Consider the following 16,077-nt stretch of genomic DNA (forward strand, 5'->3'; position numbering starts at 1 on the left):
AAGAGTAGCAGTAAAATATTTTATACTGCTACTCTTTATTTAAGTGAAGAAACTTTTACTTTTTGTACGTTTCCTCATACCATCGCTGTAATTCTTCTACAGCAATATCATGGTCTACCGGACCATTATCGAGACGGTAATCAAGCATATGCTTATAAGCCTCACCAACTGTTGGACCTGGTTGCAAATGCAATAATTGCATTATTTCATTACCGTCTACATCAGGTCTAATAGCGTTAAAATCTTCCTGCTTTTTAAGCTCCTTTACGCGCTCTTCCATCTCGTCCATCGCATGCTCAAACATTAACGATTTGCGACGATTCTGAGTGGTTGCATCTGCTCTAGTAAGTCGGTTCAACCGCTCATACAGATGTCCTGAATCTTTTACGTAACGACGAACTGCAGAATCAGTCCACGGTTCATCAACATACCCATGAAAACGCAAATGCAAATTCACTAATTCAGTAACATCTTCGATAAGATGATGATCAAAATGCAGTGCTTTCAAACGTTTACGAGTCATTTTTGCGCCAACAACATCATGGTGGTGGAAACTAACTTTCCCTCCATCTTCAAATTTTCGAGTTTTTGGCTTCCCAATATCATGCAATAAAGCAGCTAGACGCAACGTTAAATCTGGAGACGGCACTGGACCTTCCTGATCTGTTTCCAAAGCTATAGCGCGCTCAAGAACCATCATTGTGTGTTCAAAAACGTCCTTATGACGATGATGCTCGTCAATTTCAAGCTGTAAAGCTGGAATCTCCGGAAGAACACGCTGAGCTATACCAGATTCAACAAGAGCTTCTAATCCTTTACGAGGTCTGTCCGAAAGTAACATTTTAGTAATTTCGTCGCGAATTCTTTCAGCAGAAACAATATCTAACCTATCTGCCATGTCCACAATCGCTTCAGCAGTATTTGCTTCGATACTAAACCCAAGTTGCGCAACAAAACGAACTGCACGCATCATACGCAAAGGATCGTCATCAAAAGATTGACGAGGATCAACCGGGGTTCGCAACACGCCTTTAGCTAAATCACTAGCACCGCCAAAAGGATCTACAAACTGTAAATCTGGCACGCGCAACGCCATTGCGTTGACAGTAAAATCACGCCTAGAAAGATCACCTTCTAAAGTATCGCCATATTGCACTTCAGGTTTACGAGAATCTGGATCGTACACATCAGAACGGTATGTAGTAATTTCAACTTTTACTTCTGTACCATCAGCACGTCGACGCATAGCTCCCAACGTGCCAAATTTGCGACCCATATCCCAAAAACCATCATGTCCCCAACGACGCAAAATAGGTTCAAACTCTTCGGGTCGAGCTGATGTACAAAAATCAAGATCATGCGACACGCGATGCAGTAGCATATCTCTCACAGGACCACCAACTAATGCAAGTTCATAATGACGCTCAGCAAAAAGTCGCCCCAACTCTATAGCTTCAGGCCAAACTTCGAAGTTCTCAGTCACCCTTACCGACACCCTTTCAGCAAAAATCAATCTATATTCCAGCATACCGTTACCCCAATGCACAGCGGATTGAGTAATGTTGACTATATGATTACTCCTGCAGACTTACGACGTACGCTCGCCAAGCTTGCGGATAATCATGCCCAAAATCAAGCTGCTCCTGTTATTACGCCACTTGATTTAGCTAAAATGCATAGAAAAAAGTCTTGCCAGCAAGACAGTTGTGAAGAACAAAATGTTGTTGATATTCCGCTGTTTTCTAAGGATGACAGCACTGCACAAGACTCAGGATCACCGGAAGATAATCTTCAAAAAACATCTTCTTTCTCAGGCGTATCTCCAGCACTTATGCCACCACGCAGACAGGCAGATACTCCTACAACTTTTGCTTCTTTAGATGCGCAAGACTTGCCAATTATTCGAGAATATTCCGCAGGCGGTTTAGTATTTGACTCTCTCGGGCGTGTCGCAATTATTGCTCGTCATTCAAGAAGCGGACACCTTGAATGGTGTCTACCAAAAGGACATATAGAAAAAGGTGAAACACCCCAAGAAACAGCAGTTCGCGAAATTCATGAGGAAACGGGTATAGTTGGCGAAGTAGTAGATTCGATTGCCACAATCGACTATTGGTTTACAGGCACAACGCATAGAGTACACAAGCTAGTGCACCATTTTGCGTTACGTTACGTAAGTGGCGACTTATCTGTATTAGGAGATCCCGATCACGAAGCAGAAGATGCAATATGGGTGAATTTTAAAGAACTTAATGCAATACTAAGCTATCCAAATGAACGTAAAATTGCATGGCTTTATGCCAAAAAAGCACATAGGCGGTCTAACAGTGAAGAAACTCACGCGTAAACATCAGACCACAAATGCGTCTACTGTTCTAAAGCAGAAGGCACTTTCATACGTATTTTCTTTATTACGAATTACGTTACATACTTGCTTAATTTCTGCACGTTTTATTTTTATATTATTCGTAGTATTTGCAACAATTTTTGCTTTTCCAACAGCAAAATATGCAGGATTAGCAAATTACGCATATGCAAACACGAAAAAAGCAGATTTATCTGACAAAACTTCTACAAGACAAAATAAAAAACAATCTACGTATGAAAATCCGCATAGCAAGGGCATTGAAATAGATATAACTCAAGCAACGCCTGTAGTAACAGATAAAAGCGGATACCACCTTACTGCAACACTAAAAGCCGTAAAAACGGCACTTCCAGAAGGCACTTTACAACTTTCTATAAATTCCAATTACACTTTTGTTTCGCGCACGGACGTGCAAAATTGGTCGCAAGAGGAATCTCTTATACCAACTCCTCAAATTTTAGATTCCGTAAAAACTCCAAGTTTAGCTTCCGGTCACACGTGCACTCTTAGCTTTAACATACCTGCAGATAAACAAGAATTACGTTCCATCCTGAATTGGGGTCCCAAACCATTAAAAATTACGTATTTCTCACAAGATTATTCAAAATACAAATCGATACATTCTTTTTTGACAAGAGCAAATATTGGCATGCACTCAGCTAACTTACCAGCGATGAAACTTACTGCGCTCATGCCAATATTAATTCGTACACAAAACGATTTACGCAATTTTAAAGCTAATAACATTCAACCTAGCGATCATTTAGAAACGTTACTTAGAGCAGACAAAGATAGTATTCACAACATTATTGGGAAAGCTGATTTAGCAAATAAACACTCAAAATTACAAACAATCGCAGATTTAAGCACAATACAAGCATCGCATTTAACACTCAAACCAAGCGCTTATATGCAACAATCTGGTTTTGATATCAGTGCTTATGCAGATGACAATAATGACGATTTGTATAAATCGGCAGGAATTACTAAAGAAAAATGGTCTGCAAAAAATTCGCAATCGCAGAAAAATATTACTAAAGCAAATAATTCAAAACAAACAGACTCAACTAATCATAATTTAAATAAAGCTTATGCATGGCAAACATACGGCAAATGGACTATTCATGCACTAGAGCAAGCAAAACGTAATGGATATGAAACTGTTATTGCAACAGACGAATTTGACAATAATGCTTCACAGTTTGCTGTTAGAAATGGCATATACGATATAGATACGCCTGCAGGGAATGTGCGAGTTTTGTCACCTCAATCAGTGCTTACTCTTCTGGCAAACGGAAAGCCTACAAGCGATAACGCAACAAGCGAACGAACTCAGGCTGGGCGCATTAATCGTTTAGTGGCACAAAGCGCGTTCTACCAAATGGAACAGCCGTATGTTGATAGACATATTCTCATTACTTTTTCGAATAATGCATCTAATTCAAATATTGATGCTGTTATGAACGCATTAGAACAATCTCCTTGGCTGTCGTTAAGCGACTTGCAAACAATGGCAAATACGAAGCAAAATGCCTTGCCTGACTGGAAGAAAAATTCCATAATGCGTGAAATATCTCGCAACAGCTCTATAAGCGAGAATATTACTGAAAAACGACGCTCTTGCCTAAACGATTTGTCACATTCAAGGAAAGACGTTTTACGTTTTACTAAGAATATTCTCGACTATAGTTCCGCTAAGCATCCTCATAATACTGAGGGTGACGCTCAAGCACTTGCAAAACAAACAGCCAAAACAAAAAAACTTATTAACATAAAAGACTTAGAAAAGTATTTATTACGCTTATACGACGATATTTCTTTGCACGAATTTACCAATAATACGATCGAGCAGCAAGATTCAGCCAAAACTACTGCACACAGCAAGAAAAATAACAAGTCTTGTATAAGTAAAAATACTGCTAAGACTTTTGCAAATACACTGATGAATGGCATTCACATAATCCCACCGCATGATATTACTGCCGTAAGCGAAACAGCAAGCATGCCTATTACGATAAGCAACACATACTCTTACCCTGTGCAAGTGTATTTATCTGCAAATACTCATGCTATGGAAATTGTTACACGCCGTAAAACTTTAGTAAAAATTCCAGCTAATAGCGAAACTCAAGTAACTTTACCACTGAGAATCACTACATCAATTCACACAAAAGCTACTTTTGTGCTTGAAGACAATCAGCATCGCGTATTTGCAAAAGAACAAAGCACACTTATTACTAGTACACTGCAAATTAGTGATAAAAGCGGTACGATTATTATAGTATTTGCTTTCATTCTTGGTCTTCTTGGCCTTTGGAGGCAATTCCACCGTAAGAAGGATCCAGACGAATGAGTTCAGTAGGTCGAAATTCTGTAATTATGGCTAGCGGAACAGCCGCATCACGCATTACAGGTCAAATACGTACTATCTTATTAGCAGCAGCCCTTGGAACAACAGGTTTAGCAGCAAACGCATATCAAGCTGGATCTATGATTCCACAGCTAATATATACGCTTGTTTCAGGTGGAATTTTCAACGCTGTATTAGTACCGCAAATTGTTCGCACTCTCGAAAAGAAAAATGCCGAGGAACGCTTAAATAAACTTATTACATTTGCAATTCTTCTGCTTCTCGCGCTAACAGTTCTTATGTCTATAGCAACGCCTGTGCTCACTATGCTATACGCCGGCGGAAGCGCCGAAATGCAAACATTAACATGTTCATTTACTTTATGGTGCATGCCTCAAATTTTCTTTTACGGTATTTATACAGTACTTGGGCAAGTTTTGGCAGCAAAAGAGCATTTTGCCATGTACGCGTGGAGTTCAGTTGCAGCAAATATTATTAGTTGCCTAGGCTTTGGCGTTTTTATCATCATCTTTGGTAAAGCAAATAGGATGCCACTAAGTTTTTGGAATGGCAATACTCTTTTGCTCACTGCAGGATTCTGGACTATTGGCGTAGCAGCACAAGCCTTAGTGTTATTCCTACCTCTTATAAAATGCGGAATACACTACAAGCCAAGTTTTGGTATACGAGATATCGGTTTAAGATCAATGGGCCCTGTTGCTGCATGGAGCATGGGCATTGTTATTGTTACACAAATAGTTGTAATGATTACTACGCATATAACAACAAGCGTCCCATTTGTTGCCGAAAAACGTTTAGGATTAGATCAGTTTGAAGTAGCAGGTAATGCTACTTATCAAAACGCTTACACAATGTTCCTATTGCCCTACTCTTTAGTTGCAGTATCTGTTGCAACAGCAATTTTCCCTAAAATTTCACGCTCCATTGCATCTCACGATTTACATAGCGCGCGCAATGATTTAAGTGAAGCACTCAGGCATGTAAGCATAATTATGTGCTTCTTTACAGTCATTTTTATTGTTATTCCGACACCTATTTCGTTAGCTTTAATACCATCAATAAGTGTTCAAGAAGCAAACCTTATGTCTGCACCTCTAATGATGCTAGCTTTTGGCTTGCCTTTAACTAGTAGCTATTTGATTATTCAACGCACATTCTTTGCTTTTGAAGACGGTAAAAGTCCTTTTATTTTCGCAGCAGCGCAACTTCTTACTGAGCTTTTTGCCTTTGTATGTTGCATTAATGTACTGCCACCTACTTATTGGGTTACAGCTTTAGGCTCATCAGTTTCAATAAGCTACTTCTTGACTTTCCCATCACTTGTTCATATGCTTCGAAATCGTTTCAACAATGACTTAGATGATCGAAATCTTGCAATTACGCATATAAAAATTACTATTGCTTCAATAGTATCTATTGTTGTTGGTCTCTTAGTGAGTAAACCGCTATTGCATGTTTTAAACTTCAATTCCCCACATATGCATGGAATATTAAGGTGGGTATACGCAATACTTATTTGCGCAATAACAACAATTATTATTGCTGTTGTTTATCTGTCAGCACTCTTACTTTTGAAGACCAGAGAACTTGTAGATTTGTCTGCCCCAATAATTAGTAAGCTTGCCCAAAAGATTCCTGCTCTTGCTCCTCTTGCTAAAATTTTTGAAGAAACTGCAAAAAGTCAATCACAGCACGAACAGAAAAATCTTAGAATTCCGCGTAGAATACAATCCGATGCAAAATATCATGATTCTTCTAACAGCAAAAACTTCTAAGAGCGTAGTTTCATATTGAGCTTTTCCTTAAAATATGTGATTATTTGGGAAATTATTTCAATAACAGCAAAATGCTGTACATAACATGACGGCTCACCAGTACAATTATGTGTTAGTAAAAAATGTTAAGTTACTTATTGCACATGCGTAGGAAGATGAGGAACAAATGGAACCTCGGTTAGGAGATATTGTACTAAATCGATACGTACTAGTATCGCTTTTGCGCAACGAAGCAGGCTTGCAAGTATGGCAAGCCAATGACCGCATACTTACGCAGGATTGCCAGCTTTTTATTGTACGAGATTCACGTTTTTTGCCGCAAGTAAATACAATTGCATCAACCTTGGCTTTATCGCATAGCCGCAAGTTTACGCAAGTACTTCAATTACGGCATCATGATTCTGTTGCAATTATTGTTACAGCTTTAGATCGCGGTATTACTATCAATGATTATTTGGCTCTTAAAAAAGCACCTTTAAGCTACGAAGCAATAAGAACTATTGTTGCAGAAACTGCACAAGCTTTAAGCAGATTACTTGCTAGCAATATTACTCACCACGCTGTTTCTAGTGACACTGTTCGCATAAGTTCTTCAGGAATTGAGTTAGCAGATACTCCAGTAAGTCCTCTTTTGGAAGATGTGACTCAAAAAGATGATGATCAAATTCCAAGGCAAAATGTTGAACATATTGCAACTAAGCAACTTGCATCATTGTTATACACTTTGATTACTAGAACTTCTTCTCGAATACAAGCTCGTTTTGATGCGTCTCTTTTGCCAGATAATACTCCTTCAGAATTTAGGATGATTTGCACAAGAAGCCTAGCTTCAAATAAAAATAACAACGTAATACCTATGGCGTCTATTGCAGAATTAGTAGCATTATTAGGTTCATACACGCCTTTATCGAAGCTCACAACAAGAGATATTGTGCTTGATGGTAAAACAAGTGTTGCTTCTATTAGCAATGTTCGACTTCGCGAAGCAAAAGATGATTGTATACTACCTTTGCCTGAAGGTCTTTCACAAAGTGAAGAAGAATTTGATGCACAATTAATGCAAAGAAATAATCAGGATTCTAACGATTTTTCTTCAACTAATTCAGCCAACACTATTTCAAATAATACAAATGGATCCGCTAAGTTAAGTGATAGCTTCAAAAATGCTGGAAGAACATTGGGATCTCTTCTTAAAAGAAGCAATACTAACTCAGATTCTGAAGGCATTGGTAACAATAGTTTTAGTGACGAAACTAACACTAATACAGATATAGATTTTCATGATATTGCAGCAGCAGAAATGGCTAGCATTCTCGCTCCTACAGAACTTGATACAGACGATGCTCTTTTCCCAACATTGTCTGCTTCATATAAACATTTTCCCGATACTGCTACGTCTAAAAATATTTTTGATCACGTTGAAAATACAAGAAATCAAACTTCCAAAAATACTATTAGCGAAACAGGCGTAGTTAGTAGTTTTGATTTTGGGCATCTTCTTACTGAAAATAATCAACACACAGAATTAATCTCAAGACCACAAAACTTAACTTCAGAAGGCGAAGCTACTGGTCGCGTTCCTGTTGTTGATTCTCACGGAAGATTTGTAGCTCCTGGAGAGGAATCAGCAAGAGCACTTAGAGACGAAATAAACAATGACCAAAACGACGATATCCAAGAAAATGGAGCACTTTCTTTGCCGCCAAGCTTCCAGCCTCTGGAACAAACTGCTAATTTGCACAAACAAAAGCAGAATACACAAAATAACAACACTATTGCAGATGCTAAGATTTGGTGGGGTCTTTCAACCAAAGTTATTGTTATCGGGGCTGTTTCGTTACTCCTTGTAGCTGGATTAGCTTTGGCATTACATGGTTTATTTGGCAATCATGAAAGCACAGGTAGCTTCGGAAACAACGGCTCATGGGATAGCACTAGTCTAGAAAATGTTCCGTTTGGTAGCCAAGGTATTCTTCCTCAAGAAAAACAACCTGTTAAGAAAAATATGGGTCGTAAGCAAGTAAAACCTGTGCCTAAGCCTAAAATTCCTACTAATAACGTTGCTTACGAAGCTGATCGTTATCAATTCTTAAGCTTCCCGGCTAATCAAGCTGGATATGGATACTATATTCACTTAACCGAACCACAAACTGTGTATCGCTTCGTTGTTTCGATACGTTCCTCTGGAGGTCACGCATATTTGTTGGCAGATACTAAGGATGATCCAACTAAGGGAACTCAAGTAGCAGAATTTACATTCGATGAAAGCGGAACAACAGATGTAAAACTTAAGAAGATTGTAAAATCTCAAGATTTCATGCTATGGGTTCCAAAAGATAGCATGCCTAAGAACAGTTTGTACATCAATTCTGTAAAACTGTATTGAATCTCTTAAATAAGTGCTTTTAAGGAAATAAGTAATGGAAAATAAACTTCGAAAAGTTATCATAATTGGATCCGGACCTGCAGGATACACTGCTGCAATATATTTGGGTCGCGCTGGGTACAAACCACTTGTTATTGCTGGAGCTCTTACTCCAGGCGGTCAATTGATGAACACAACGGAAGTAGAGAATTATCCAGGATTCCCAGAAGGTATTTTAGGCCCTGACTTAATGGAGTCTATGCAAAAACAAGCTGAAAAATTTGGTGCAGAAATATTGCTGAACGATGTCACTTCTGTAGACTTTAAAAGCGCTATAAAGCTCGTTACTACCGATGACGGTATAACTTATGAGTTCGACGCAGTTATTGTCTCTACGGGCTCGCAAGTGCGCAAATTGGGCGTTCCGGGAGAACTCGAGTACTCCGGCAGAGGTGTATCTTATTGTGCAACTTGCGACGGCTTCTTCTTCCGAGGAAAACCAATTACTGTAGTTGGTGGAGGAGATTCTGCTTTTGAAGAAGCATTGTTCCTCACACGATTTGGTTCTTCTGTTACTTTAATTCACCGCAGAGATGAATTCCGCGCTTCAAAGATTATGGTTGATAGAGCAAAAGAAAACGAAAAAATCAAATTTATTACAAATAGCGTTGTAGATGAAGTGCACGGCAACGATGTAGAAGCTACTTCACTTACTGTTCGCAATGTTATTACAGGAGAAACTCAAGAAGTTGAGTCAGCTGGATTGTTTGTGGCAATTGGTCACACTCCTGCAACAAAGTTCTTAAACGACCAATTAAAACTTAATGAAGATGGAACAATTGTTGTTGATGGTGCAACTACTCGCACTTCTGTTGAAGGCGTTTTTGCTGCGGGAGATGTTGTCGACAACATGTATCGTCAAGCAATTTCTGCAGCAGGAATGGGATGCAGAGCAGCTCTTGATGCTCAAACTTATCTTAACGAAAAATACGCTTAAATCTTACTCATTACACAAAGGCTTACTAAAAGTAAAAGCATAAATACAATTAAATTTACGTGTGACATTACAGTCTAAGCTATTATATTGTAGACAAATGTCACACGTATTTTATTAAAACTACTATTCTTTTTTAGAAACAAGTAAACCAATAATTCGTTGCATTTCTTCAGGAGAAGAAAAGACAATCTCGATTCTTCCATGATTTTCTGTGCCCTTAATAGAAACTTTGGTAGCAAAATACTCCTCAAGCTGCTTGCGCACAGGCGAAGAAGACCACTGATTATTGCGACGCACACGCGTACGTACTGCTCCATGAGATGTATCTTCATTCTTCAACGAAACAATCTCTTCAGTACTACGAACTGACAATCCTTCTGCAATAATACGATTGGCTAGACTTTCCATATCTTCTGGATTTTCCAAGCCAAGTAGTGCTCGTGCGTGACCTGCAGAAAGCACGCCTGAGGCGACATGTTTTTGCACGCTAGCAGGAAGATTGAGAAGTCTTAAAGTATTAGCAATTTGTGGACGTGATTTTGATACAGACTGAGAAAGCTGAATCTGTGTTAAACCAAAATCATCTATCATCTGAGAATATGCTGCCGCTTCTTCAAGAGGATTAAGAGCAACGCGATGAAGATTTTCAAGCAATGCATCTCTTAACATATTTTCATCAGCAGTTGTGCGCACAATCGCTGGAACTGTATCAAGTTCAGCTAGCTGAGAAGCACGCCATCTTCTCTCGCCCATAATAAGTTCATAATGTGCAATTTGTTCATCATTTTTATCTGCATCAACAATAGGTCGCACAACTATAGGCTGTAAAACGCCGACTTCTTTAATAGATGACGCAAGTTCTCGCAGCTCATCTTCATCAAAAATTGTTCGAGGTTGATGCGCATTAGGAACAATATCTAACGGCTTAAGATAAGCTAAATATCCACCTTTTACTGGCTTCAAAGGCTCATTTTTTGCGGTTTTATTCGATTTTTCAGCAGCGTTATTTTTTTCACCAATAACGGTTTCTTCACTATTTTTTGCCTTAGACGACATAAATGTCGTTGATGCTGAATCTCCAAAAAAGAAATCCATAGGTCTAGTGACATCTCCAAGAGATGGCATAGTTGAACGTTTATGAGAATGCTTGTTAGTATGAATTGACGGCACGGTTTCACGTGAAACATTCTTTATTTTGTTATTATTCTTATCCGCGTGAGGAGCAATTGAATTGCTCATACTAGGGACCTTTGTTTCATGTGAAACATTTTTTGATTGATTATTATCTTTATGTAACGTTTCACGTGAAACTTTTGCTTGTTCTTCTAATTGACTATCCACAGATTCGGATTTTTTTGTTTCATGTGAAACATTAAATTGCAAATTATTAGATGCATCGGCAAGCGCATCCTCGCCAGGCAAAGCTGGGAACAAAGCGCCTAAACCTTTACCCAGGCGAGACTTATTTCCACTCATCATTGATTCTCCTGTTGTTCTTGTCGATTAGCATCTTGCTTTGCTGCAATAACAGATAATACTGTCTTAGACCTTTTCGCTATTTCTAACGCAGCTTCGCGATAAGAAATCGCTCCTGATCCATGAGGATCATAAGTAATAACACTTTGGTTAAAACTTGGCGCTTCAGGTATTTTCACAGTACGAGGAATCGTAGTCTCAAGCACAATATTTGGATAATGTTTTTTAACTTCTTGGAAAACTTCTCTGCCTAATAAAGTTCGCTTGTCAAACATAGTAACAAGCATTGTAGAAACAACTAAAATTGGATTGTAATGTTGCTGGACTAAACCAATAGTTCTTATAAGCTGTCCTAAACCTTCAAGAGCATAATACTCAGCTTGAATTGGTATAAGCATTTCACGTGCTGCACACATGGCATTAATCACTAACAAGCCAAGCGACGGAGGACAATCAATAAAAACATAATCGTAATGTTCGCTGCTATTATCAAGATATTCTTGCAAGGCATCCTTTAACAGATTATTACGATTATCCATATCTGCAAGCTCTAATTCAGCACCACTCAAATCAATGGATGCTGGCACAACATCAAGTCCTTCAATATCTGGGCAAGCATGTTTTACTTCAGCGATACTTTTTCGCCCTTCAAGAACATCGTAAACCGACAAATTACCAGAAGCATGAGGAGTATTTAATGCAGTTGACGCATTCCCTTGTGGATCCATATCAATAAGAAGTACTTTTGATCCACTTACTGCCATAGCTGCAGCAAGATTTACAGCAGAACTTGTTTTTCCTACTCCACCTTTTTGATTAGCAACAGCAATAAAACGCGTTTGCTTAGGCTTAGGATATTTCGCTTGTTCAATGGAATGAAAACGAGATGTCAAATCTGCCAATTCAATACCTAGGGAGGATTTCGAATCTCCAAAAATTCGTTGAATCGTTTCAGCAGCTGATTCCACGACGTATCACCCCCAATTAAATATGCGAAACTCTTAAAATAAAAATATCGTGTTTTAAGTTTCGTCGTTTCCATGGACATAAAAAGCACAAATTTGTTGATGTTTCACATGAAACATCAACACCTTATTCCATAACTAACTACATATTTTTCTAATCATAGAACACTAATGTTAATGCTGCTGCACACTACAAAATAGAAACAATCAATGCCTCGCTCTCCCCAAAACCTAATTGAACAATTTATATTCATGTGGTGAGATTCTTCGATTTTTCGCATTGATTGGATGCTTGTATGTTTCTGTAGCTTTGCACCAATGCTTTGCAAACGTTGCACATGAAGCTTTGCAGTAATGCTTTGCAAACGGCGATTATTTATTGATTAGCAAACTTTAACAGTATTGCTCTGCGGACGTTGAATATTTATCGCATAGAGAACACTAGCATCCGTGCTGCTGCGCACGTCACACCAGGCACTCCTACCACACCAAAAACACTAGCGGTTTTACTAATAGTGGGAGATAGGAATTGCTTGGTCGAGCAATATAAAAGCGGAACGATAGTAATAATCTTGTTGATGAATACTATTTTTGCAGAAAAAGTAAATAAAAAACTAAACTTAACTACACAACCGCTAAGTCCAAATAAGGTATAAGAGCGGAGCGCTGCGAGACAAGTAATTCCTATCTCACACAGCCACACAAAGAAACCCGCCAGCCAAACACCAGCTAAAACTCACGCCACGCCAAACAAGAACTTTCGAGGCTCATCAGACCGTTTTCAGAAAACACCAGTCAAAACTCATAGACGATACGCAAGAACATCGAAAATAAACTCGCGCCATAGAAAACACAAATTTTAATTAAAAAATTAGGCTTTATTTACTATTACAACTGTAGTTGGTTGTAAGCCAGATGCAACAGGTGCCTCAAAAACATGAGTATCTATTCCACCGGCTTTTCGAATCATTTTTACAGCTTTTTCTACTTCTGCTTGAGCAGATTTACCCTTTAATGCTATTAATTTCCCGTGCTTATTCAATAGAGGAATAGTCCATCCAGCTAATTTCGTCATAGGAGCTACAGCCCTGCATGTTACTACATCAAACGCTGGAATTTCATGTGACTTAACTTTGTCAATAACTTCATCTGATCTGCCGTGAAATATAGTAACATTTTTTAATTTCATAAGAGCAACGCACTCACACAACCAATCAACACGACGCTCCATAGGTTCAATCAAAGTAACGTCATAATCAGGTAAGCACGCAGCTAAAACTAGACCAGGAAAACCTCCGCCGCTACCTACATCTGCAACTCTTTTATTTTTTCTACCAACTATTGCTTCTTTAATAAAAGGAACAACTGCTGCAGAATTTAATATATGCCTTTCCCAGAGAATATTCATATCTCTAGGACCGATAAGACCTCTTATTAATCCTTCTTGCTGAAGTTTCACGTGAAACAGCTTACACTTTTCTAATGCTTCACCTAAAACCTCGTTCAGCAACGGGGACCCTTCCAATTCGTCCGCTATTTTTTGTGTATTTTCCTCGTATTTTTTATCTAAATTAGCTTCCATATTTTCCCCAAAACAAATAAAAGCAATATAAAAAATAAATAAAAAGTAACACAACAAAACATTTTTTGTTCCATTGTGTTACTTTTCATTTTATTTCTCTTTTCCTTCGAAAAGAAACAATTAAATAAAAATTAATTATTCTTCAGAATATTCGCCTTCTACATCGTCAATTTCATCAATATTCTCATCTTCAGAAGCAACTGAAGGCATGTAAACAGTTACATAGCGGCGTGGTTCTTCCCCATGTGAACGGGAGCGCAAACCTTCATCACGTACAGTATCATGCACAACTTTACGCTCAAAAGAATTCATTGGCTTCAAATTCACAGGTTCACCAGTTTCACGCACCTCATCAACAGCATCTAACGCAATATCGCGCAAATGCTGGCGCTTACGCTTTAAGAATCCATCTACATCAACTATAAGATGCGAACGATCACCAGTTTTTTGTTGAACAGCAAGACGACTCAATTGCTGCAAGGCATCGACAACCTCACCATTGCGACCAATTAAATTCTTAATATCAGTGTCATCATCTGCAACAATCTGAATCATTGGGCGATTATTGCGCACACCCATCTCAATATCACCCTCATAATCAGCAATATCGAGTAAGCCTTCTAAATAATCTGCGGCAATATCAGCTTCTTCATTGAGTTGATCAACCGTCCTCTTCTCATCTTGTACCATTAATTACTCCTTATCGTGAGAAAATTCACGTTTTACAAATTCCTGAAGTCTAGTTTAGCGGATAATAAAGCCAAGTTACTAACTTATTTTCAAGTCATAAAAATGACTTTATATATCCGCAAAATGTATCTAAATATTAGCGCTTTGCCACCTTACGTTTACGTTGTGGCTGTTTGCGCTGGAATCCCTCAATCTCTCTACGCTCAGCTTCTTCACGAGCTTTTTGAAGATTCTCTTCTTCAATAGAAGGCAACCCTTCGCGCTCACGACGAGCAGTTTCTTTTTGATAGTCACGCTTTTCTTTTTCTTCAGCTGCAGGAGATCCAGGAGTTGGGAATGCGTAAACCTGCCAAATTGAACGCAACATATTTATAACATTGTTTACTAACCAGTAAACCAACATTGCAAATGGCATAGCAAACGCAGAGAAAACGTAAATCAACGGGAATCCCCACATCATGAGCTTTTGTACAGTATATTGGCTACCCTGCTTAGACTCAGGCGGAAGATTCTTACGAATATTATTGAATTGCATGTACCACATTGCAGCACACATAAGTACAACAAATATAACTATGACAATTTTACCTGCGCCAGCAGTTGTCATAAAAGTATCTGCAACACCAACCCCAAATACGCGAGTTTTAATGAATTGCTGTGCTGTTGCAATATCAAAGGCACCAAGAGCTGCATGCTTACCACGAGCAATAAAAGGAATAACGGAAAGCGTATACCAAATACTCATAAATGCAGGACCCTGAATCATCATAGGTAGGCACGAACCAGCAGGATTGGCTTTGTTATCTTGATAAAGCTTCATCATTTCACGCTGCATAGCTTCTTTACTTGCAGGATCATTTTTGCCTTTATATTTTTGCTGTATTTTCTTAATCTTAGGCGCAATAGCTTGCATTTTGCGCATGCCTTTAATGCTTTTAATAAATGCAGGGAAAATGCACGCATGCACAACTAATACCAAGAATACGATGGAAAAAACCCAAGAGAAGCCAACTTCATTCATTCCCAGAAGAGTTAATAACTTATGGAATAATGACATAATTTGAGTCATGAGCCACTCAACTGGCGTCAAGATTTTATAAAACCATCCCAAGAATCCATTATCAAGTATGAAGTTATCTTGATTAAACATTAGTTTTCCTTGTCTTCTTCAGCCAAGGGAGTTAGCCGTGGCTCTTCATGTGCTTTAGACCAAGCACATCTGTAAAAAATCGAATATTTGCGGGGTACATCATCAATACTGCAGCTTGTCCAAGGTCTACAGCGTAGAAGGCGTAATAATGCAAGAATACCACCTTTAAACGTGCCATACCTAGCAATTGCTTCAATAGCATAACGCGAACACGTAGGATAGTATCTACAGCAAGCTGGTCTATTTGCAGAAATCGTGCGCTGATACCATCTAATTGCACTAATTACAAACTTAGAACTTAAACTTTTTTTACTACGCATAACAATAACCACCATTTA

At 38.6% G+C, this 16,077-nt stretch carries 12 protein-coding genes; 5 read left to right on the top strand and 7 right to left on the bottom strand.

The features are described from left to right. Nucleotides 1–55 precede the first annotated feature (55 nt). Nucleotides 56–1,528 (bottom strand): CCA tRNA nucleotidyltransferase, encoded by a 1,473-nt coding sequence (locus tag P0108_RS02055; RefSeq protein WP_049762339.1) that lies wholly within the window; start codon nt 1,526–1,528, stop codon nt 56–58. A gap of 42 nt (nt 1,529–1,570) precedes the next feature. Between P0108_RS02055 and P0108_RS02060 the strand changes: the two genes are divergently transcribed. The 5 genes from P0108_RS02060 (at nt 1,571) to trxB (ending at nt 9,876) form a co-directional block, all read left to right on the top strand. Next, entirely contained in the window at nt 1,571–2,347 is a 777-nt protein-coding gene (locus P0108_RS02060; RefSeq protein ID WP_004110180.1) for an NUDIX hydrolase, read from the top strand. After that, nucleotides 2,298–4,721, top strand: coding sequence for a DUF6049 family protein (locus P0108_RS02065; RefSeq protein WP_004110182.1), 2,424 nt, complete (start codon nt 2,298–2,300; stop codon nt 4,719–4,721). Before P0108_RS02060 ends, P0108_RS02065 begins: the two co-directional genes overlap by 50 nt. After that, nucleotides 4,718–6,514, top strand: a complete 1,797-nt coding sequence (gene murJ, locus P0108_RS02070) for a murein biosynthesis integral membrane protein MurJ (protein WP_064621505.1) — start codon at nt 4,718–4,720, stop codon at nt 6,512–6,514. The genes P0108_RS02065 and murJ overlap by 4 nt, the downstream gene beginning before the upstream one ends. A gap of 166 nt (nt 6,515–6,680) precedes the next feature. Beyond that, nucleotides 6,681–8,900 carry a protein kinase family protein gene (locus P0108_RS02075; RefSeq protein ID WP_033888539.1) on the top strand — a complete coding sequence of 740 codons (2,220 nt, stop codon included), beginning with the start codon at nt 6,681–6,683 and terminating at the stop codon, nt 8,898–8,900. A 34-nt stretch (nt 8,901–8,934) separates the two neighbouring features. After that, nucleotides 8,935–9,876 (top strand): thioredoxin-disulfide reductase, encoded by a 942-nt coding sequence (trxB, locus tag P0108_RS02080; protein ID WP_064621503.1) that lies wholly within the window; start codon nt 8,935–8,937, stop codon nt 9,874–9,876. Nucleotides 9,877–9,999: 123 nt separating this feature from the next. Here trxB and P0108_RS02085 read toward each other — a convergent pair whose 3' ends face one another. From P0108_RS02085 to yidD, 6 genes are all read right to left on the bottom strand, one after another. Continuing rightward, nucleotides 10,000–11,352 carry a ParB/RepB/Spo0J family partition protein gene (locus tag P0108_RS02085; protein WP_248893595.1) on the bottom strand — a complete coding sequence of 451 codons (1,353 nt, stop codon included), beginning with the start codon at nt 11,350–11,352 and terminating at the stop codon, nt 10,000–10,002. Then, the gene (locus P0108_RS02090) at nt 11,352–12,320 is read right to left on the bottom strand and encodes a ParA family protein (protein WP_473730716.1); all 969 of its coding nucleotides are present in this window, start codon (nt 12,318–12,320) and stop codon (nt 11,352–11,354) included. Before P0108_RS02090 ends, P0108_RS02085 begins: the two co-directional genes overlap by 1 nt. Nucleotides 12,321–13,188: 868 nt before the next feature. Beyond that, entirely contained in the window at nt 13,189–13,899 is a 711-nt protein-coding gene (gene rsmG, locus P0108_RS02095) for a 16S rRNA (guanine(527)-N(7))-methyltransferase RsmG (RefSeq protein WP_473730717.1), read from the bottom strand. 135 nt (nt 13,900–14,034) lie between these two features. After that, nucleotides 14,035–14,589, bottom strand: coding sequence for a Jag family protein (locus P0108_RS02100; RefSeq protein ID WP_004109601.1), 555 nt, complete (start codon nt 14,587–14,589; stop codon nt 14,035–14,037). Between the two features lie 136 nt (nt 14,590–14,725). Beyond that, nucleotides 14,726–15,739, bottom strand: a complete 1,014-nt coding sequence (yidC, locus tag P0108_RS02105) for a membrane protein insertase YidC (RefSeq protein ID WP_064621826.1) — start codon at nt 15,737–15,739, stop codon at nt 14,726–14,728. Beyond that, nucleotides 15,739–16,059, bottom strand: a complete 321-nt coding sequence (yidD, locus tag P0108_RS02110; RefSeq protein ID WP_076003119.1) for a membrane protein insertion efficiency factor YidD — start codon at nt 16,057–16,059, stop codon at nt 15,739–15,741. Before yidD ends, yidC begins: the two co-directional genes overlap by 1 nt. Nucleotides 16,060–16,077: the final 18 nt, after the last annotated feature.

The organism is Gardnerella sp. c10Ua_244 (assembly GCF_055818055.1).

Bases quoted from the DNA above. Each gene is read 5' to 3' on its own strand.
- P0108_RS02075 (WP_033888539.1), top strand. From the start codon at position 6,681: ATGGAACCTCGGTTAGGAGATATTGTACTAAATCGATACGTACTAGTA.
- trxB (WP_064621503.1), top strand. From the start codon at position 8,935: ATGGAAAATAAACTTCGAAAAGTTATCATAATTGGATCCGGACCTGCA.
- P0108_RS02060 (WP_004110180.1), top strand. From the start codon at position 1,571: ATGATTACTCCTGCAGACTTACGACGTACGCTCGCCAAGCTTGCGGAT.
- yidC (WP_064621826.1), bottom strand. From the start codon at position 15,739: ATGTTTAATCAAGATAACTTCATACTTGATAATGGATTCTTGGGATGG.
- P0108_RS02085 (WP_248893595.1), bottom strand. From the start codon at position 11,352: ATGAGTGGAAATAAGTCTCGCCTGGGTAAAGGTTTAGGCGCTTTGTTC.
- rsmG (WP_473730717.1), bottom strand. From the start codon at position 13,899: ATGGAAGCTAATTTAGATAAAAAATACGAGGAAAATACACAAAAAATA.
- P0108_RS02065 (WP_004110182.1), top strand. From the start codon at position 2,298: ATGCCAAAAAAGCACATAGGCGGTCTAACAGTGAAGAAACTCACGCGT.
- yidD (WP_076003119.1), bottom strand. From the start codon at position 16,059: ATGCGTAGTAAAAAAAGTTTAAGTTCTAAGTTTGTAATTAGTGCAATT.
- murJ (WP_064621505.1), top strand. From the start codon at position 4,718: ATGAGTTCAGTAGGTCGAAATTCTGTAATTATGGCTAGCGGAACAGCC.
- P0108_RS02100 (WP_004109601.1), bottom strand. From the start codon at position 14,589: ATGGTACAAGATGAGAAGAGGACGGTTGATCAACTCAATGAAGAAGCT.
- P0108_RS02055 (WP_049762339.1), bottom strand. From the start codon at position 1,528: ATGCTGGAATATAGATTGATTTTTGCTGAAAGGGTGTCGGTAAGGGTG.